This window comes from Pelobium manganitolerans (assembly GCF_003609575.1).
Taxonomy (GTDB): Bacteria; Bacteroidota; Bacteroidia; order Sphingobacteriales; family Sphingobacteriaceae; genus Pseudopedobacter; species Pseudopedobacter manganitolerans.
In genome coordinates, this window is record NZ_MBTA01000026.1 from 19,436 (window position 1) to 38,487 (window position 19,052).

Here is a 19,052-nt window from a genome sequence, read left to right on the forward strand (position 1 = left end):
ATAAAATTTATATTTTTGGCATCAAAAAATATCATTTTGGACAGTAAAATCCTGCAAAAATTCATTAAAGACGCACTAATTGAGGACCTTGGCGATGGCGACCATACCTCTTTATCTACCATACCGGCTACGGCAACAGGGAAAGCTAAACTGTTAATTAAGGAAAATGGCGTTGTAGCTGGCGTAGAAGTGGCGAAAGCTATTTTTGACGCTGTGGACCCCTCTTTAAAGGTAGAAGTGCTTATTAACGATGGTGCCGAGGTAAATGTAGGAGATATTGTGCTTTATGTGAGCGGTAACTCGCAGTCTGTTTTAACTGCCGAACGTTTAGTGCTAAACACCATGCAACGCATGAGCGGTATTGCTACTACCACCCGCCGCATCGTAAATTTAATTAAAAGCACCGGAACCAAAGTTTTAGATACCCGTAAAACAACGCCCAACCTTCGTTTTTTAGAAAAAGAAGCGGTAAAAATAGGTGGCGGTGTTAACCACCGTTTTGGTCTTTATGATATGATTTTGATTAAAGACAACCATGTTGATTATGCCGGTGGCATTGCGCAGGCCATTGCTTCAGCAAAAAAATACATCCAAGAAAAACATTTAAATATCCAAATTGAAATTGAAGTTAGAAATTTGGCAGAGCTGCAAGAAGTGATGCAGAGCAGCGGAGTGGACAGGATTTTGCTAGACAATTTTACGTTTGATGCTTTAAGAGAAGCCGTAACTTTAATTAACGGCCGGTTTGTTACCGAAGCTTCTGGCGGAATTACTGAAGAAACTATTTTAGATTACGCAAAATGTGGGGTTGATTATGTTTCTATGGGCGCGCTTACGCATTCGGTAAAAAGTTTAGACATGAGCCTTAAAGCAGTTGTTTAATTTATTGTAGACCATTGGAACCTTTATTTAACCATAATTTACAAGCTTCATGATTTCTATTTATTCTGTTGGAGCTTTGATTTTGGCCTATCTGTTTGGCTCTATACCAACCGCAGTTTGGATTGGACAGGCATTTTACGGCATCGATGTTCGCGAGTATGGCAGCGGTAATGCCGGTGCAACAAATACTTTTAGGGTGTTGGGCAAAAAAGCCGGTATCCCGGTAATGATTTTAGATATCTTAAAAGGATGGACAGCCACCAACCTGGTATCGTTTATCGGTCTTTCTGTAACGGGTCCGGCGCATTCCATACAATTTGTTAATTATCAGTTGGCGCTAGGTATAGTTGCTGTAATGGGACATCTTTTTCCTGTTTTCGCAGGCTTTAGGGGCGGTAAAGGCATTGCCACCTTGTTTGGTATGGTTTTGGCAGTTCACCTCCCGTCAGCTTTAATTTGTGTTCTTGTATTTCTCGTTATCCTTTTGTTAACCAAATATGTGTCTTTAAGTAGCATATCTGCCGGTTTCGCCTTCACCTTTAGCGTGATATTTATTTATCAGGTATCCGTGAAAGCGATTGTAATTTATGGGATGTGCATCTGTATTTTAATTTTGGTCACGCATCAAAAAAACATCGAAAGGCTGTTACGGGGTAAAGAATCCAAAGTAAATCTGTTTAAAAAAAGCAGTAATTCTAGTTCTAATTTAAGATGATGAAATTTAAATGGTTAGGCGTGCTTGCATTAAGCGGCCTTATGGTAGCTTGTTCTACAGTTCCGCTTACCGGGCGTAGGCAGGCAAATTTAGTTAGCGATTCGGAAATGCAACAAATGGCCGCAAGCAGCTATAAAGAGTTCCTGTCTGATCCGAAAACTAAAGTGGTAAACAATGCACAAAGCCGGATGGTAAAATCTGTGGGTGCAAAAATAGAAAACGCGGTGACCCGCTTTATGACGCAAAATGGCTATGCCGATCAGATTGCCGGTTTTAAATGGGAATTTAATTTGGTAGAAAGCCCAGAAGTTAACGCATGGTGCATGCCTGGCGGTAAAGTGGCGGTTTATACAGGCATTTTGCCGGTAACGCAAAACGAAGCCGGTTTGGCTACGGTAATGGGGCACGAGATTGCGCATGCCATAGCTAAACATAGTAACGAACGCTATTCGCAAGAAATGATTGCGCAAGGCTTAGGTGCTATTTTGGGTGCTGCCGTGACTAAAAGTGAAGCCGGGATGAATGTGTTTAACCAAGTTTATGGTATTGGCGCACAAGCCGGCGTTTTATTGCCGAACTCGCGCAGGCAGGAGTCTGAAGCCGATCGTTTAGGATTAACTTTTATGGCTATGGCCGGATACAACCCGCAAGAAGCAGTGTACTTTTGGCAAAGAATGGCCGCAAAAAGCAACGGGCAGGCACCTCCCGAATTTTTAAGCACGCACCCTAGTGATGCAACCCGAATTGCGGATATCAAAAAATATATACCAGAAGCTAGCAAATATTACACAGCTAAATAAAAAATACGTCGGAGACGAAAAAGGCTGTTTTGAATGGGATGCATTTTCCTATCAAAACAGCCTTTTGTATTAAAAATTCCTTGGTGCTTTCACACTATTCAACTGGGTAAAAGCAATGAGTTGGTCGTAACGTGCGCCCGGAGCGCGATAATAGATCAAAATCTGATAGTCGTTTTCGGTTTGGTAGTAAGAACCTTCAAAAGCGCTAGTGTCTAAGATATTCCCTTTTTCATCTGCCCATACGTAGCGATAATCAACCACGCCTTGCTTAACTAAGCTGTTAAGTATAAAAGTTTTGCTGTTTTCGTCATATACCATCCGGTTAGCTGCATTTTTTTGGTAGCCATTAAATTTCCCTACTACATAAGCAAAACCCTCATCGTTCGGTTTTTCGGCTTTTAGCACAAAACTTACGTTCGCGTAGTCGCCATCGTAACGGGCGTCGGACCCATCCTGATTGATGGTGAAAAAACTTCCGTTTTCATCAAACTGATGTGCATAGGTTTGCCGGTTGCGGTCTTCATCTGCAAATAATGCCACCTGATAAATGGAGTCGAGCTGGATAGCGTATACACCGTCAGACTTGTATCGGAAACTGCGTGTATCAAAGCGATGAAATTCATTACCGCCGGCAAAATCATTGCTGCTGTTATCGCTATAAACCAGTTGCGCATTGCGGATAAACAGAGGCCTGTTTGTTGTTTTTGCACTGGCTTGTTGGGCGTTTTGCAGCACAACTGCTTTAATTTCTTGATAAGCATTTTGGATGTTTAAGGCGGGGTGAGCGACTGTGAAATTGATTTTTTGATTGCTATCGCGATGTGCAACAGACGGCGAAGGCGCAACTTCGGCCTGTAAACCTACTTTTTGTTGTAAAATATAAAACCGGCGACTGATTAAGAGCTTATTGGGATCGCCATCCTCAAAAACTTTTAATAAATAATTGCCCGAGAGTTTTGGCCTTACTGCAAAATTGGGCAAGCGCAACTGGTAGTGCGTGTATTTTTGATAAGTATTGTAAGAGAAGCGGTAATCTGTAATGCGGTCTTCGCTAAAACTTTCCAAATATTCAATGCTTGAAATAGAGGATGGGGTCCAATCGGAATTACAATGTACTACGCTATAAGATAAATTTCTGCTTCCGCCACGCAGGTCATCAAAGCCCAACAACAACTCTTCGCCGCCGGTTAAATTGATGATGGGGAACGAACCCTCGCGTTTTGCATTGTAAAAAGCAACAGTTTTTATTTCTGGGATGTAGTTTACATCATCATAAACTAAATCTGAAGAAGGTACTTCTGCATACTTCGGACGTTCTTTTTTTGCCCTTTTTTGCGCCACACTCGGCTGAAAAGCAAAAAGCCCCAATAAAATGTATAAAGATGATTTTAATAAAAGTGACATAGCAAATCTTTATCGCAGTTTGTGAACTACTTAACGTTTGCAAGGTATAAAAGCTTATTAGATTCAAAATTAAAAACTCAAAATTCATTCATTCACTCATTCAATCCTTCAAAATTCAATCCTTCACTCATTCAAAATTCACTCCTTCAATTAATTATCAAAACCGGAATGCTAATTTTATGCCTTACACTGTCTACGGTGGTACCAAACAACAAATCTTTGAAGCCTCGGTGTCCGTGCGCACCCATAATCAACATATCTATGCCCGAGCTGTTCACTATTTTAGCGATGGCTGTGGCGGTACTTCCGTATCCGATTTGGTAGTCGGCGGTGTAACCTAATTCTGATAAATTTTTGGCGTAGGCTTTTAAGTTTTCTTCATCTGAAATTGTTTCCTGGTCTAAAACTTCTGTGCCGTGGTAGCGTGCGGCTGCCGTTTCCACAATATGGATAAAAGTGTAGCGTGCATTAAGTCCGCCCTGTGCAATGGCACTATTGATAATTTGTTGGTCTTTTGCCGAGAAATCCGTGGTAATGCCGATGTGTTTATAAGGCACAACCGGACTATCAATATATTTTACAGCCGTACCGTGCGGAACGCGTAGCTGTTTTTCTTTACGTTTTACGATTAAAGGATGCACAAAAACGTAAATGAGCAAAGCCAGCGCGGCCAACAGGAGCGGAATTACCGCAAACTCTATTACAGCAGCGTTCAGTTCGGGATTGTTGAGCCAGCCCTGTACTTCATCAACTACCAAATGAATGTTGAGGTAAACAATTACCGCCGAACAAAGCCAGGCAAATATTTTTGTCGGTGTTTTTATGGCAAAAGCACCCATCAGTTTTTGGTCTGATGTGGAGTGGATTAATGGAATAATTGCGAATCCTAATTGTAAACTCAAAACCACCTGACTAAACACCAACAGGCTTCCCAAAGCATCCTCGCCAAAGTATAAAACGGTAACAAAGGCTGGGATAATGGCAATTAATCTGGTAATTAAACGCCGCAACCAAGGTTGAATCCGTAAGTTAAGATGGCCTTCCATAATAATTTGCCCCGCCAATGTTCCGGTGATGGTGGAGCTTTGCCCGGCAGCAATTAAAGCCACGGCAAAAAGGGTAGGAGCTGCTTTGCCAAAAATATTTTCTAAAAGCACGTAGGCATCTTGAATCTCGGCAACTTCGTGATATCCGTTAACGTAAAACGCTGCCGCTGCTAAAATTAATATCGCCGCGTTTACCAAAAATGCCAGGTTAAGGGCAATGGTGGTATCAATAAAATTGAATTTAAGCGCTTCCTTAATGCCTTGTACAGAACGATCAAACCGGCGCGTTTGCACCAAAGAAGAGTGCAGGTACAAGTTATGCGGCATTACCGTGGCGCCAATAATACCTATGGCAATATACAGGGCATCGCCACTTAATGCCGAAGGCGCTAAACCACCGATAACATCTTGATAAACAGGTTCCACAATCAACATTTCTACAAAAAAAGATATCCCGATAATGAAAACCATAGACACGATAAACAACTCCAAGGTGCGCATACCATGTTTAATCAAAAACAATAACAGCAGGGTATCTAGCACGGTAATGCTAATTCCCCAAATTAAAGGCAAACCAAAAAGTAAGTTGAGGCCAATAGCCATTCCAATGATTTCTGCCAAATCACAAGCGGCAATGGCTATTTCGGCGAGAAAATACAGCGGAAAATTGGCCCATTTTGGGTACCGGTTTTTAGAAGCCTGCGCCAAATCAACACCGCCAACAATACCTAAGCGCGCGCTTAATGATTGTAACAGCAAAGCGATGAGGTTTGACATTAGTAAAACCCAAATAAGTTTATAGCCAAACTGCGAACCGCCGGCAATGTCTGTAGCCCAGTTTCCGGGATCCATATAGCCAACGCTAATCAGATAAGCGGGACCTAAGAAGGCAAAAATTTTGCGCCAGCCTTTTTGCTTATGAGTGGCCACACTTCCATGCACTTCGCTTAAAGATTTTAAATCGTCGGTTGTACTCATAAATAAAAAAACTGCCTGATTACGGCAAAACTAATGAATTTTGTTGTGTATTTAAATTAAAATTTTAGACTAGTCTAAAATTTACAGCCGTAAAATTATAGCGATATGAGGCATCAAAATCTAAAATATAATTTGGGATTTCGCTTTTAAAGTTATTTTTGTACAAAGCCATAAAAATGGAACTGGATAAGATAGATTTTAATATTTTAAAAATACTTCAAGAGAACGGGCGTATTACCAATTTGCAGCTATCGCAACACATTGGTTTATCACCGGCACCCACCTTAGAACGCGTGCGTAAGCTCGAAAATTCGGGTTATATTAAAAGTTACCACGCGCTGGTAGATGAAGAAAAACTGGGTTTAGGGATTAAGACTTTTATCCAGATATCGCTTGATTTTCACCAGCCCGATACCATCCAAATATTTTTAAAGGAAATTGCGGCAATTAAGGAAATTACAGAATGCCACCATGTTACGGGGCAGTGCGATTTTTTGCTGAAAGCTTACGTAAAGGATATTAAAACCTACGAACAGTTGATTATGCAAAAAATCAGTAAAATATCGGTAGTAAAAACTTTCCAAACAATGATGATCATGTCTACCAGTAAAAAAGAACCTATTGTGCCTTTGGAATATTAAACCGCGGCACATGGATTGGTTAAATTTTAAGCATTTGGCAACAACAAGCATCTGAAATTTAAACTGATGAAAAATGTTACTTTAAAACAGCTAGCAAAAAAACTCGGTTTATCCGTATCTACCGTTTCGCGCGCTTTAACAGATAGCTACGAAATTAATGTAGAGACAAAAAAGCGGGTGAAGGCTTTGGCGCGCGAACTAAACTACCAGCCAAACCCTTTTGCGGCCTTTTTAAGGAAGCATGTAAGCAAAACAATTGCGCTTATTATCCCCGAAATTTCCAATAACTTTTTTTCGCAGGTAATTAAAGGGGTAGAAACTGTTTGCCAAGAGAAGGATTTTTATGTGCTGATTTATGAAACGCACGAAGATTACCAAAAAGAAGTGCGTATTATCAACCATTTGATTGGTGGCCGCGTAGATGGGGTGCTTATTTCGGTAAGTTCGGATAGCGACAATCCAGATCATTTAAAACAGTTGCTAGACAGAAATGTGAAGTTGGTGATGTACGATAGGGTAATTGAAGATTTTGAAGCGTCCAAAGTTTACAGCAACGATTACGAAAGCACTTTTAACGGCGTAAGCCATTTAATAGATAGGGGATGCAAACGCATTCTGTTTTTGAAAGCGGGCGAAAACCTATCAACCATGAACCAAAGGGAGAGAGCGTATTTTGATGTGTTAGAGAAAAATGGAATTGAAGCCGATTACTCTTTGGTGAAGTCTTTTGTGCCCTCGCGCGAAGTTGATTTAGATGATCTGACTGCTTTTATTCTGGAAAAGAAACCCGATGCCATCTTCTGTTCTATTGAACGCTTGGCCATTGCTTGCTATGATATTTGTAACAAGCTAGGGGTTAATATCCCTAACGACATTAAAATAATCACTTTTTCGTGCTTAAATGTTGCCCGTTTACTAAAGCCGTCTTTATCTACCATTACCCAGCCCGCGTTTGAAATTGGCAAAACCGCTGCACAGCTTTTGCTGGACGAGATAGAGGGAAAAAACGAACAGCATGAATTTGTGAACCTGAGCCTTCCTTCCACCATTATCAAAAGAGATTCTACAAAACGCTACTTAGGTTAACACCTCTAAAATTGCCTTCGCTTTAAGTAAGCACTCCTCGTATTCCTGCTGTGCCTGGGCATAAAAAGTGATGGCGCTGCCCACCTGAAAAGATAAATAACGGTTTGTCCGGTTGTATAAAATACTGCGGATAACCACGTTAAAATCAAAATCACCGTCGGGCGAAAAATAGCCAAACGCCCCAGAATACATTCCTCTCTTTGTTTTTTCAAAGTGGTCCATCAGTTCCATCGCTTTTATTTTTGGTGCGCCGGTCATGCTGCCCATTGGAAATATATTTTTTATAACCTCAATGTTAGTTAGTTGTGGGTTTTTAATACAAGTGATGGTTGAGATGAGGTGTTGTACTTGTTTAAAACGGTAAACGCCAAAAAGTTCCTCTACTTGCACCGTTCCGCGTTGTGCAGAGCGGGTAAGGTCATTACGCACCAGGTCAACAATCATCACATTTTCTTGCTGTTCTTTTACGCTATTTTGCAAGCGCAAAGCTAGCTCAAGGTCTTCTTGTTCATTTAGGCCTCTTTTTATGGTTCCTTTTATAGGTTGCGAGATTAGCTTTTTTGCGCGTTTGGCTACAAAACGTTCTGGACTGGCGCAAAGAAGGTAGTTATCGTTCCAACTTAGAAAGGCCGAAAAAGGAGTGGGAGAGGCTTGATTAAGTTTTTGATAAACGCGATACGGGCTAATATTGGCTCCTTCCGCATAAAACTCCATGCAAAAATTGCTTTCGTATATGTTGCCCCGTGCAATTTCTGCCTTAATCTGGTTAACGGTGTTGATGTACGTGGCCTTATCAAAACGTTGTTTCACCTCAACGCTTTCATGTATGGTTCGGCTATCTAACGTTAAATTGTTGATGCTATTAAAAAGTGTTTCAGCATTGTCGCTCACAATCTCGGCAACATCATTTTTGAAAATAAGGAGATGCTGTGGAACAAAAAAGAAAGCTTCTGGGAATTGGACATAATCTGGGTTTAACGAACGGAGATTCTCCAAACTGTTTTTTAAATCGTAACTAAAGCCGCCAAATACCCATTTATTTTGGTGTTGCGATACAAAACTGGCTACCTCATCAAAATTCTTCGCTTCTATCAAATCTGCAGCTCCAATAGCAATTGTTAGCTCAAATTTAGAATAAGCATCTGCGTAAGCGTTTGAATCTAAAATGCAGCTAATGCGGTGCGCGGACGCAAAATGCTTTGCTTTTTCGGTAAAGCTGGGGAATTTAGCGAGGTCGACAATCATAAACCCCGCTAAATTAGAATATTTTTATCAGTCCTTAGAAGGGATAATGAGTACTGGGCATTTTGCATGGCGGCTTACGCTTTCGGCGATAGAACCGGATATAAAATGGTCAAAACCTTTGCGGCTGTGCGTTCCGATAATAATCATCGAAAAGTTTTGTTCTTTGGCCAAAGACACCACTTCTGTACTTACATCGCCAATTAGGATATATTCGTCAACATCGGCCCCGGCCGCATATTTTTCGCGCATATCTGCAAAAAGGTGTTTCGCATTTTCTTGCTGTATATCCATCATGTTTGGCAGTATAATCCCCGGGTCGCCCAAAATAGGATCGCCGGTAACATTTGTAGCAATAGGAACTTGGTTAATGTGCACCAGCGCCACCTTAGCGCCAATTTTTTGTGCCAATGCAAAACCGTACGAAGCAGCTTGGTAAGCATATTTTGAATCGTCTACCGCAATAAGTACGCGATTGAAAGTTATTGGATTTTCCATGGTTAAAGTTTTATTTTTATTTAACTAAATTACGCAAAATTCAGACCACTGGATAACATGTGAAAGTTCCATAAATATTAATTGCTTTCTTGCATTTTACTTTCGTTTGATAACACTACTGAAAAAGCCAATGGAAAACTTTTTTGCCACAACTACACTTTCAGCTATCCCTTTAAGAGCTACGCCTTCGCACCGGGCCGAGATGATTTCGCAACTCTTGTTTGCGGACTACTTTGAGGTTTTTGCGCAAGAAGGTGAATGGTTGCAAATAAAAACTTTATCAGATAATTACGTGGGCTGGGTAGATGCTAAACAAACCACAAAAATTGAGGCGGAATATTTGAGCCAGCCAAAAGATGATTGCTGTTTTGTGAGCAATGAGGCCAATATGCTGGCATTAAAAGGAACTGCAAAATCGGCCGTTTATTTACATGCCGGCACCAGTTTGCCCAATTATAACGAGGGCAAATTTTCTTTAGCTGGCGAACAGTACCAGCTTGCCTCTAGCAACGTGGTGGCGCCAAATGCCGATGATTTTGATGCAAATTTAAGCGAAACCGCAAAGTCGTTTTTAAACGTGCCTTATTTATGGGGCGGACGCACGCACGCTGGTATAGACTGTTCTGGCTTTGCACAAATTGTATTTAAAATTTTAGGAATTCCGCTTAATCGCGATGCCTGGCAACAAGCCGAGCAAGGCGACTTGGTTGATTTTTTAACAGAAGCAAGGGCCGGCGATTTAGCGTTTTTTGATAACGAGGAAGGCCGCATTACCCATGTAGGCATTATGTTAAATAACAGCCAAATTATTCATGCTTCTGGCCGGGTTAAAATTGACCGTATTGATAACCAAGGCATATTTTCTGGCGATGAGCAAAGGTACACCCATAAATTAAGAATTATTAAAAGGTACCATTAAACAGATATGGAAAAGAGTGAATTATTCTCCGTTTTAAAAACGCGATTTGAGCAGAACATGCACCGTCATAAAGGTTTAGCTTGGGCAGATGTTTTCAGAAAACTAAATAAAAACGGTAAGACGGTAAGTGTGCTTTTAAAAATGGAACAAAGCGGTGGCGAACCGGATGTGCTTGGTGCAGACGATAAACAAGGTTTTCTTTTTTGCGATTGCGCTAAAGAAAGCCCTAAAGAACGAAGAAGTTTTTGCTATGATGCTGATGCATTGGCCAGCCGTAAAGAACATAAACCCAAGAATGATGCTTTAAGTGCAGCGGCCGAAATTGGTGCCGAACTGATGGATGAAGCTCTTTATTACAAACTACAACTGGTAGAAAGCGTTGATTTAAAAACTTCTAGCTGGGTAAAAACGCCGGATGAAGTTAGGCGTTTAGGCGGAGCCATATTTTGCGATAGGCGCTATAATCGTGTTTTTACCTACCATAACGGAGCCGAATCTTACTATGCCTCGCGCGGTTTCAGAACTTTTTTGTGGTTGTAGAAAGTGAAAAGTAAAAATTCAAAAGTAAAAACAACTAGCACCTAACAAACTAACACCTAACCACCTCACCACCTAACACAACTCCCGGTAAACATTTAAGGTTTGTTCCATTGATTTTTCTATCGGGAAATGCGCCAAACGTTCGGTGCCTTTTTTTATTAGATTTTTCCGTAAAACTTCATCGCCTAGCATTTGCTCAATTTTATACACCAAATCGTCTAAAGCATGTTTGCCGAAAAATAAGGCGGCATCTTGTGCTATCTCTTTGAAGCAGGCTGTATCACTCAATAAAATTGGGCATTTGGCTTTAAAAGCTTCTAAAATAGGCAAGCCGAAACCCTCGTATAAAGAAGGGTAAACAAACAGCTTGGCTTGTTGATAAAGATAATTTAACTGAGCATCGTTGGCTTGGAAATGGTGTACCCGCGTGTTCAGCTTTTTACGGTTGATGATTTCTACATCTGCACCTACAAGCTTTCCGCCACCGGCCAATACCAAATGCAGGTCCGGATGCTTGTTTGCCAGCAGGGCAAAGGCATCTAACAGCAGATAAAAGTTTTTATAGCCGCCTCTATCCCCCACAAAAAATACGTAATTCTGTGGCAAGTTTGAGATGGGTTCCAGCGCTAAAGGCGAAAAAACGTCTATGCCGTGGTAAATTACCTCAATCTTGCGTTCATCCACCTCTAAAATTTCCACCAAATCCTGCTTGGTAGTTTCAGAAATTGCGATAATCTTATCGGCGCGTTGTGCGCTGATCCGTTTTTGAGAAGTTAAAGGATCTTGCACCCAAAAATACGCTGGTAAGCGCTCATAAGTCATGTCGTGGATGGTGGTTACCATCGGTTTACGTAGGTATTTGATAAAATATGGGTCGTAATACGTGGGGTGAAAAACGTCGAACTTGTTTTTTCCGAGCAGATATTTGCTGTATAACTCGTTCAGCCTAAATCGGCGGAAGCCAAATTCAGATTTTAGCAGCTGATTGGCCAGGGCGTTGTTAAGTGGAATTTGTTCGTCCTTAATGTAAAAGTTGTCTGAATTGGCAACTCCTAATAAATAATCAAAATCTGGGTTTTCTTTGATAGCACCAATGATGTTTGCAAAATATCGGCTAATGCCTCCAAATTTTTGTGTGCTAAATTTTTGGTGGTCAAAAAATATCCTGCGCATGGTTTTATGGCTTCTTAGCTTTAAAAAATTGCTCTAAAATTTCGGAAAACTCACTTGCTCGCTTTTCCCAAGTATTTTGTTTGGCAGCGTTTAAGCGGGCCATTTTTTTCTCTTCGGTATCTTGCGTTAAGGCTTCGTTTAAAGCATCGGAAAATGATTGTGCGTTTGCACAAAACGGCACAGTGCCCTCGGTTTGTTCTTCTAAATCCAAATTAAAGTCTGTAGCCACAACCGGCGTCCCACTTCCCAAATATTCAAATAATTTTAATGGAAAAATAGTGGCGCTGGCTTCATTTTTCTCAAAAGGGATAATGGCCACATCAAAACCTTTTAAAACCTGGGGCATTTGCGCATAAGGCACGCTGGGTAAATGATGTACGTTGTTGCTCAAAGCCATTAATTTGTGTAAGTACGATTGGGCGATAGGTCCTATAAATACAAAGTTTTTATCCGGATTTGCCCTGCACACCTCGCCCAATAATTTAAAATCAGTTCTGCCTTCTATACTTCCTAAAAACCCGACAATCGGTTTTTTGAATTTTAACAGTTGCGGATAAACGGGGGTACTGGCTAAGGCACTCTGTTGGCTCAAATTAAAATCGGCAGCGTTGGGCACAAAAAATACGTGCGGGTGCCGTGCCTTGTTTAAATTGTACAACTTTTTACTGGTGCAGATCACCACATCGCTTTGCGCCACCAGTTTTGCTTCGGAAATTAAACCGTGCTTGGTATCATAACCGGACACCAGCGGATCTACACAATGGTAAACGTTTAGCGTTGGCGAAAGCATGGCGCCCACGTTAGGGTAGTGGATGTTAAACGAATTGATGAAGATGAAATCTGTGATACCGAAAGCTTTTTTTACCCCTTCGATACGCTTAACAATACGCTTTTCGTTTAAATGCAACAGCTTTCGGTAAAGCCAGCCTTCGGGTAAAAAGTTGATAGAGAGCAGTAAACGTGTAATTACAATTTTTAGGCTATCAAATTCGGTGTTTAAAACTCCAAGCGATTTACGGTTGTAAAGTTTTTTCTTTTTTTCAAACTCGGGGAGGTGCTTAAACGCAAAATAATCGCGGATGGTAGCCGGATATTCTATATAAAAAACCCGGTTATCTTTTGCCAGGTGCTTTGCTAATGTATAGCCGGTAGATTCTATTGGAGCGTCGTATTTAGCATTGCTCAGAATAAAAACTACGGCATTTTTTAACATGTAACAGGTGTGTTTTTGAAGTGCTAAAATAAGAAAAACTTAACTGTAAGGTTCAATATACGCGCGCGTCAATCTTTTTTGCAGGTGCGGGAGTTTCCTTTTCTTCGCCTTTTGTTTGGTTATCCAGCAGTTTGGTAACAGTAATAATGGCCAACATCAGGTAAAAATAAATGCTGAGCGGAAACTGCACAATGGCTTCTTGCGGGTAATTGCCGATAGACAAAGCAAAAACCATCAATACCATAGCTAAACAATATGATTTAAGCTCGGGATCTCGGATGGTAAAGAAATTGCGAATCCCAACATATAAAGCGGTGAAAATCAAGGTGCAAATGAGGATAAGCCCAATCCATCCCAGCTCCATTGCCACGCGGACATAGCCACTGTCTGGCGGAAACTGCGCCAAGTAAGAGTTGGGCGCAAAACGCACGCCCCATATACCCGATGCACCTAAACCGCCCCCGATGGGATGCGATTGAATATAAGGCTGAACTTTCTTTTGGTTTACCTTCCGTACGTTAAAAGAAGCATCTTGCCCGGGCTTAAACGCCGATTGGAAACGCGTCATGGTAGGGTTGCTGGTAGGTACGCGAATTAAAATCAAAAACAAAAGCAATGCTGGAAACGACAAAGCTAAGGTCCAGCGGTTTAATTTTAATATGAAAAATAATAATAAACCTGCGGGTATCAACACATAAGCCGCACGCGTCCCTGAATATGTCATTACCACGGCAAATAAAACAGCCAAAAAACCTAGCAACACTTTGTATTTAGTTTTAAACGGCCCAGTCATTAAGCCTATGCACAATAAAGCAGAAACGGCCATATTGTAAGAAAACGCTACCGGATCAGAAAAAATGGAGTTTTTGCGCCAGTGGCCGTCGATAAAGTTGAGGCTGTAAACCAACGGGTCGTAGTGGTTACGTTCCTCAAACCAAAAAAAGCCAAAAAACTCTTGCTTGATAGCGTACAGTGCGCCAATTACTGATAAGGCCAACCATAAGCCAATAAGCGTGCGTAAAAACTTTTTGCTATCCAAATAATAGGTGAAAATATAGTAGGAGAGCATTACCACGGCCACGCTTCGGATGGTATAAAGCCAGGCCATTTTAGATGCCGCAAACGGATTAGCAAATTGCAATAGGTTATAAATTACCCAGATGGCAATCATGTAACCGATAGGGTTTTTGAGGATCCAGTAGTTGCGGTTGTACTTCTGTTGGATAAAAAAGCCCAAAATCATCACAGCCAACATAGCGTCCATAATGGTCCCGAGCGGAAATGTAGTGTTGATGGCAATAATCAGGAACATGATGAAATAGGCCAGCAACATAATAGAAATTACCGCAAATTTGGGTTCTTTGATTACAATGTAAACGAACACTAAAGCCATTGAACCCAGCAAAGGAAAAACGCCAGCCTTTGAACCATAGAAAGCAAAAATGCCTACCGTGGTAACAGAAAGAGTTAATAAAACCAACCACAATAGGTAGTTTATTTTTTTACTTCCGGAAGCGTTTATGTTGATACTTTCCATTAAAAAAACAAGATTTTAAAGAAGAAAAAGAATACGGCTATAAAGCACAAAATTATCGCTGCCCATTCTTTAAACCATAGAAAATAGGAAGCCTTCCGTTTGATGATTTTTTGATCTGGATCAACTCTCATAACTTCATTTTTCATGTTTGGTTGCCACCGATATTTTGTTGGCAACCCTTACTTTGGTTAAAGAAAGCACTTGGTAAAATACAAACTTCGGAATTTTAGCCAATGCGCTATAAATGCGTTTATCGGTATCTGCTGATGCTAAAGCAATAAAAAATGCAACAATGAAAGCCACAAAACCCGCAACCCAAAGCCATACATTTAAACCTAAAACAATATTGATTACTAAAGCCAACAATGATAGTATTAAGAAGATAAACAAGGGCGGGCGCAACAGCACCAAACCAAACAAAAGCTGGTTAAATGAAAAGTGGCTAAGGCCCTTAAACAACAAGGTAAATCCGTACTTAAAATACTTAAACCAAGTATTAATCCACCTGGATCTTTGCTTTACCAATGTACTAGCGTTACTGGTTTTCTGATCAAGCAGTACCGCCTTTTTGCAAAACGCAATCCGTATATCTTGTTGTACTAAAAAAGCTTGCAGTACTTTATCAAAACCGGCACCGCTCACTTTGCATTTACTTAAAAAATCCGAATATAAATTAACATCAAAAGCCATGGCCGAGCCCGATAGGGTAGCCGATGAACCCACATTATACAGTAACTCGCCATCATAATAATGGTAATAAATGTCACGTGCAGCATCTAGGCGGGCATAATCACTATCCAGATTTTTGGCGGCCCGCAAGCCTTGTACGGCTTTAAAACCTTGGCTTAAACATTGGTTTAGCGCAAAAAGATAATTTTTGTCAATGATATTGTCGCTGTCAATGATGGTAACCACGTCATGTTTTTGTTTAAAATGTTCAAAAGCATAGGCGTGTGAGCCGGTGTTGCTTCCAATGGTTTGTGGCGGAACCAACACATTTACACGCGGATTATCAAAGTGCAGTTGGCTAACATCACATTTATCTGCTACTAAATAAATGGTATAGTTTTCATAACGTTGTTGGCTAAAGGCATCAACCACATCATGAAGGTTAATTGTTTCCTCGTAAGCGGTGATAATTACCGCAAAATCAAGCTGTTTGACAGCTTCTTTTGAAGGCGTAGTTTTTCCTTTTACTTTGCTTAGTAAAAACAAAAACAAAGGAAAAAACAGGTGGAAGCCAAACGCTATCTGCAAAATAATCCAGACGATATGAACCGCTTCCGCCATCATTTACTGCAATAAATTTGTTGAACTGCTGCTTTTAGCGCCTAAATCTACGGATACCTTATTAATTACCCATCCAATAAATTGACCATTTAAGGCTTTAAGATAGTTAATGTGCTGTTTTTTGTTTTGTGATAATGCTTGGTTAGCTTCAAAAACACCCATCACTTTATCGGCAACTAAGTTCCATTCTTTGGCTTTGCCCAGGGTTTCTAAAGACGGGGTTTCTACTAAGATAATATCAAACTCGTTCCGTAATTGGTCCATGCGTTGTTTTACGGTTTCCTCGTCCGCAATTTCAAACAACGATTTATCTTCGCCCCGGTTGCCCATCACCATAATCCCGGCACTAAACTCAGACGAACCTAAATTTCCCGACTTCAGATAATCTTCAATGTAAAAAGACGAGTTAGAGTTTTCGGTGATGCTTGGATGGTCAAAGTTACCGTCAATTAGCAATACTTTTTTGCTGATAACTACGTAAGAATAGGCGATACAGGCCACCAAAAGCGTTTTGCCTTCCGAGTCGTTCATGCTGGTAATATTTAGCACTTGGCCTTTGCGCTCGTTCGGTTTGTGCAACATCTCCCTGCTAATTTCGTACCGTGCAGAACGCAACTGCTTTTTTAGTTCCTGCATTTCTGGGTTAGAGTTGAGGTTGCTCCAGATTTCCTTTAGCGCCAAACTGGCCGAGTTTACACGGTTAATTTTGCCTAGCACGGGTATCTCTGTAATCTGTGCAAGCTCGCGCGGGGTGCCAATTTTATTGTCAAAATAGAAGATGATGAAGAAAATTAACAAACAGAATACAAAGCTGATGATGCCGCTGAGGATAATCAGCAACATTTTTTTGGAAGGCTGCTCTATTCCAGGGTTTGCTACTTGTACCTGGCGTAACCTTGAGGATAGGCTAGCTTCTAAACTTGCACTGTTGTATTTTTCTAAAACATCCAAATATTCGCGGCTGGCGATGTCAATTTTACGCTCTAAAGACTGGATCACCGCTTCGTGAGGCACCAACTTATCAAAACGCGAATTCATATCGGCTAACTCGCGCTTAAGCGTGGCCAAGCTGTAACGTGCAATATCATATTCTACCTGTAAATTCAGCTTTTTAGCAATCAGGTTTTGCTTTTGCACCATTGGATTATCAATGTACTTACTTGATTGCACCAGAATTTGTTTGTTGATTACCTCTTTAAGCGAATCCATCTTCGGCATGTACTCGTCGTCAAAACCGCTTTGGATATATTTTTCGGTAATGGCGTTCAGTTCTTTTTTAGACTGTACCAAATTTTGGTTTACCTTTTCCAGAGAAGCTTCAAAATACCTGCGCTGATTAGGGTCAAACTGCCTGTCGATGTTTGCAATTGCGCCTTTTAAGGCTACAATGCTTTTTTCGGCTTCTTGTTTACGGGTTTCGTACTCGGCAGAAAGCTCGTACATTTTGCGCGATTGCTCTACCAAATTGATGATGCGGTTTTTAATTTTATATTGCTTTAAAGCGGCCACACTTTTATTTAGCGTATCGCTTTTTTCTTTAGCACGTTGCGATAAAAACTTTACGGCCTTGGTTTGGTTCTCCTTTAAAATTGCAGTGTAGTAGCTTACAAACTCTCCGCACTCTGTATTAACCACAAAAGCTGATAAATCTGGATTTTCGGAAACAAAACGGACGGAGATGAAATCGGAGTTCTCTAAACGCTCTGCAGTTAAGTTTTCAGAAATAAAATCAGAATTGTAATCCATTGATTCCAAGATTTCTACCAATTGCTTATCATCCGGATTAAAAGCGTTTAAAGTCTCGCGGTTAGCGTATTTCTTGCGGAACGAGTTGAGGATTTTTCTACGGTCAACCTCAGCCAAATCTTTAATTTTCGGACTTAAATCACGGAAAGGTTTTTCTGCGGTTAAATCGTGAATAATTAGCTGGTAAGAAACCAAATTGATGATTTTCTCCAACTTCATAATCTCTATCAGGTTGCTAAACTCACGCACCACGCTAGATTCCTGCTTATCTGCAGCGTTGGTTAAAATTTGAGTTTCGTCTACAATACCGGTAGCAATTTGCCCTTCAGAAACGTACTGATCGGCCAGGTTACGCACTAAAAAGTACGCTATAATGATGGTGATCAGAGGTACCGCAATAACTATAAAACGGAACCTATAAAGCAGGTTATAAAACTTTTTTAACTCTTCCATTATTTAATATCCTCCAATTTGGTAACCGTTAATTCTTCTATAGATGCTTTTGCAGTTAGCAATAAAGCTTCTGATTCTATTTTTGACTGACTGATGGTGCTGTAACCGATAAGGCCTTCGCTATAATCCTTAAAAGTAACTTCCCCGCGTTCGTAACGCAGTTTTAAATCATTTAATAAACCCTCTGCATCCTGCAAAGATTTAGTAAAAAGCTTTACATTATTCAGTTGCTGGATGTATAAAAAGTAGCGCTGTTTTACCAATAGCTCCAGATTATTGTCTGATTGCGCGGTTAACTGTTCTGTAAAGGCTAAGTTTTTTTTCGCGATTTTGACGTTGCCCGGCTTCTGTAAAATCTCGCCTATATTAACGCTTACCCCAACTTGGTAACCGGTAAAAAAACGCGGATCAACCAGGTTGATGGTGTTGTTTGGCTGCGAAAGGTACGAAACGCTTAAAGGCGAAAACCAGTTTAGCACCTGCTGTTTTACTTGCAAATCGGCAATTTCCTCTTTGATTTTGTTTTGCTTTACCACAGGATAGTTTTGCTTAGCCGTAGCAATCAATTTTTCCAAAAACAGATAGGAAACATCTGGTACCATAGATTGTTGCGCAAAGGCCTGGCGGTTATAGGCGCCAATGCCCGCAAGCAACGAGAGAGAGAGCAGAAATTTTTTAGTAAAGCTTATCATAGTTCATCTTATACGGTACAAGCCAGCTTGCGCAAGCTTCTACTTTCGTGGCTATATGGTAATATGATGCCAAAAAGCTGTTTAAAGTAACCAAAACCCGCTTTTTATTAGCATCTGGCGGTTTTTAGCTTGTTTTTATTTTTTATTGGGATGATGCTAACGTAATCAATTCGTTACCAAATGTAGAAACAATGAGG

The 19,052-nt window shown here is 40.7% G+C and carries 17 protein-coding genes; 7 read left to right on the forward strand and 10 right to left on the reverse strand.

Annotation, left to right across the window (positions count from 1 at the left end; all coding sequences use genetic code 11):
- Positions 1 to 36 precede the first annotated feature (36 nt).
- From nadC to BCY91_RS11995, 3 genes are read left to right on the forward strand one after another with little or no spacing between them, the layout of a single operon-like run.
- The gene (gene nadC, locus BCY91_RS11985) at positions 37 to 882 is read left to right on the forward strand and encodes a carboxylating nicotinate-nucleotide diphosphorylase (protein WP_120182531.1); all 846 of its coding nucleotides are present in this window, start codon (positions 37 to 39) and stop codon (positions 880 to 882) included.
- Positions 883 to 931: 49 nt separating this feature from the next.
- Entirely contained in the window at positions 932 to 1,597 is a 666-nt protein-coding gene (plsY, locus tag BCY91_RS11990) for a glycerol-3-phosphate 1-O-acyltransferase PlsY (protein ID WP_120182293.1), read from the forward strand.
- Positions 1,597 to 2,397 (forward strand): M48 family metallopeptidase, encoded by an 801-nt coding sequence (locus tag BCY91_RS11995; protein WP_120182294.1) that lies wholly within the window; start codon positions 1,597 to 1,599, stop codon positions 2,395 to 2,397. Before plsY ends, BCY91_RS11995 begins: the two co-directional genes overlap by 1 nt.
- Positions 2,398 to 2,466: 69 nt before the next feature.
- Here the strand turns inward: BCY91_RS11995 and BCY91_RS12000 are convergent, their stop codons facing one another.
- Both BCY91_RS12000 and BCY91_RS12005 read right to left on the reverse strand, forming a co-directional pair.
- On the reverse strand, positions 2,467 to 3,801 hold the full coding sequence (locus tag BCY91_RS12000; protein ID WP_120182295.1) for a type IX secretion system plug protein: 1,335 nt from the start codon (positions 3,799 to 3,801) through the stop codon (positions 2,467 to 2,469).
- Positions 3,802 to 3,947: 146 nt separating this feature from the next.
- Entirely contained in the window at positions 3,948 to 5,825 is a 1,878-nt protein-coding gene (locus tag BCY91_RS12005) for an Nramp family divalent metal transporter (RefSeq protein WP_120182296.1), read from the reverse strand.
- A 176-nt stretch (positions 5,826 to 6,001) separates the two neighbouring features.
- Here BCY91_RS12005 and BCY91_RS12010 point away from each other — a divergent pair, with 176 nt between their 5' ends.
- Together BCY91_RS12010 and BCY91_RS12015 are read left to right on the forward strand one after the other, a co-directional pair.
- Positions 6,002 to 6,466 carry an Lrp/AsnC family transcriptional regulator gene (locus BCY91_RS12010; protein WP_120182297.1) on the forward strand — a complete coding sequence of 155 codons (465 nt, stop codon included), beginning with the start codon at positions 6,002 to 6,004 and terminating at the stop codon, positions 6,464 to 6,466.
- A gap of 66 nt (positions 6,467 to 6,532) precedes the next feature.
- A complete protein-coding gene (locus BCY91_RS12015) occupies positions 6,533 to 7,552 on the forward strand; it encodes a LacI family DNA-binding transcriptional regulator (protein ID WP_120182298.1) in 1,020 nt (339 codons plus the stop codon).
- Here BCY91_RS12015 and BCY91_RS12020 read toward each other — a convergent pair.
- Together BCY91_RS12020 and BCY91_RS12025 are read right to left on the reverse strand one after the other, a co-directional pair.
- Positions 7,544 to 8,797 carry an anthranilate synthase component I family protein gene (locus BCY91_RS12020; RefSeq protein ID WP_120182299.1) on the reverse strand — a complete coding sequence of 418 codons (1,254 nt, stop codon included), beginning with the start codon at positions 8,795 to 8,797 and terminating at the stop codon, positions 7,544 to 7,546. The two genes, BCY91_RS12015 and BCY91_RS12020, sit on opposite strands and share 9 nt — an antisense overlap.
- Positions 8,798 to 8,824: 27 nt before the next feature.
- Positions 8,825 to 9,292 carry a universal stress protein gene (locus BCY91_RS12025; RefSeq protein ID WP_120182300.1) on the reverse strand — a complete coding sequence of 156 codons (468 nt, stop codon included), beginning with the start codon at positions 9,290 to 9,292 and terminating at the stop codon, positions 8,825 to 8,827.
- 130 nt (positions 9,293 to 9,422) lie between these two features.
- On the opposite strand from BCY91_RS12025, the gene BCY91_RS12030 reads away from it, so the two are divergent.
- Both BCY91_RS12030 and BCY91_RS12035 read left to right on the forward strand, forming a co-directional pair.
- A complete protein-coding gene (locus tag BCY91_RS12030; protein ID WP_120182301.1) occupies positions 9,423 to 10,211 on the forward strand; it encodes a C40 family peptidase in 789 nt (262 codons plus the stop codon).
- A gap of 6 nt (positions 10,212 to 10,217) precedes the next feature.
- Positions 10,218 to 10,751: a DUF4256 domain-containing protein gene (locus tag BCY91_RS12035; RefSeq protein ID WP_120182302.1), complete on the forward strand. Its 534-nt coding sequence runs from the start codon at positions 10,218 to 10,220 to the stop codon at positions 10,749 to 10,751.
- Between the two features lie 72 nt (positions 10,752 to 10,823).
- On the opposite strand, the gene BCY91_RS12040 is transcribed toward BCY91_RS12035, so the two are convergent.
- From BCY91_RS12040 to BCY91_RS12065, 6 genes are all read right to left on the reverse strand, one after another.
- A complete protein-coding gene (locus BCY91_RS12040; RefSeq protein WP_120182303.1) occupies positions 10,824 to 11,924 on the reverse strand; it encodes a glycosyltransferase family 4 protein in 1,101 nt (366 codons plus the stop codon).
- A gap of 4 nt (positions 11,925 to 11,928) precedes the next feature.
- Positions 11,929 to 13,137: a glycosyltransferase gene (locus BCY91_RS12045; RefSeq protein WP_120182304.1), complete on the reverse strand. Its 1,209-nt coding sequence runs from the start codon at positions 13,135 to 13,137 to the stop codon at positions 11,929 to 11,931.
- 52 nt (positions 13,138 to 13,189) lie between these two features.
- The gene (locus BCY91_RS12050) at positions 13,190 to 14,674 is read right to left on the reverse strand and encodes an O-antigen ligase family protein (protein WP_120182305.1); all 1,485 of its coding nucleotides are present in this window, start codon (positions 14,672 to 14,674) and stop codon (positions 13,190 to 13,192) included.
- Positions 14,675 to 14,809: 135 nt separating this feature from the next.
- Positions 14,810 to 15,967: a glycosyltransferase gene (locus BCY91_RS12055; RefSeq protein ID WP_245989114.1), complete on the reverse strand. Its 1,158-nt coding sequence runs from the start codon at positions 15,965 to 15,967 to the stop codon at positions 14,810 to 14,812.
- Positions 15,968 to 18,163, reverse strand: coding sequence for an exopolysaccharide transport family protein (locus BCY91_RS12060; protein WP_120182306.1), 2,196 nt, complete (start codon positions 18,161 to 18,163; stop codon positions 15,968 to 15,970).
- Positions 18,163 to 18,855, reverse strand: a complete 693-nt coding sequence (locus BCY91_RS12065; RefSeq protein ID WP_120182307.1) for a TolC family protein — start codon at positions 18,853 to 18,855, stop codon at positions 18,163 to 18,165. Before BCY91_RS12065 ends, BCY91_RS12060 begins: the two co-directional genes overlap by 1 nt.
- Between the last annotated feature and the right edge of the window lie 197 nt (positions 18,856 to 19,052).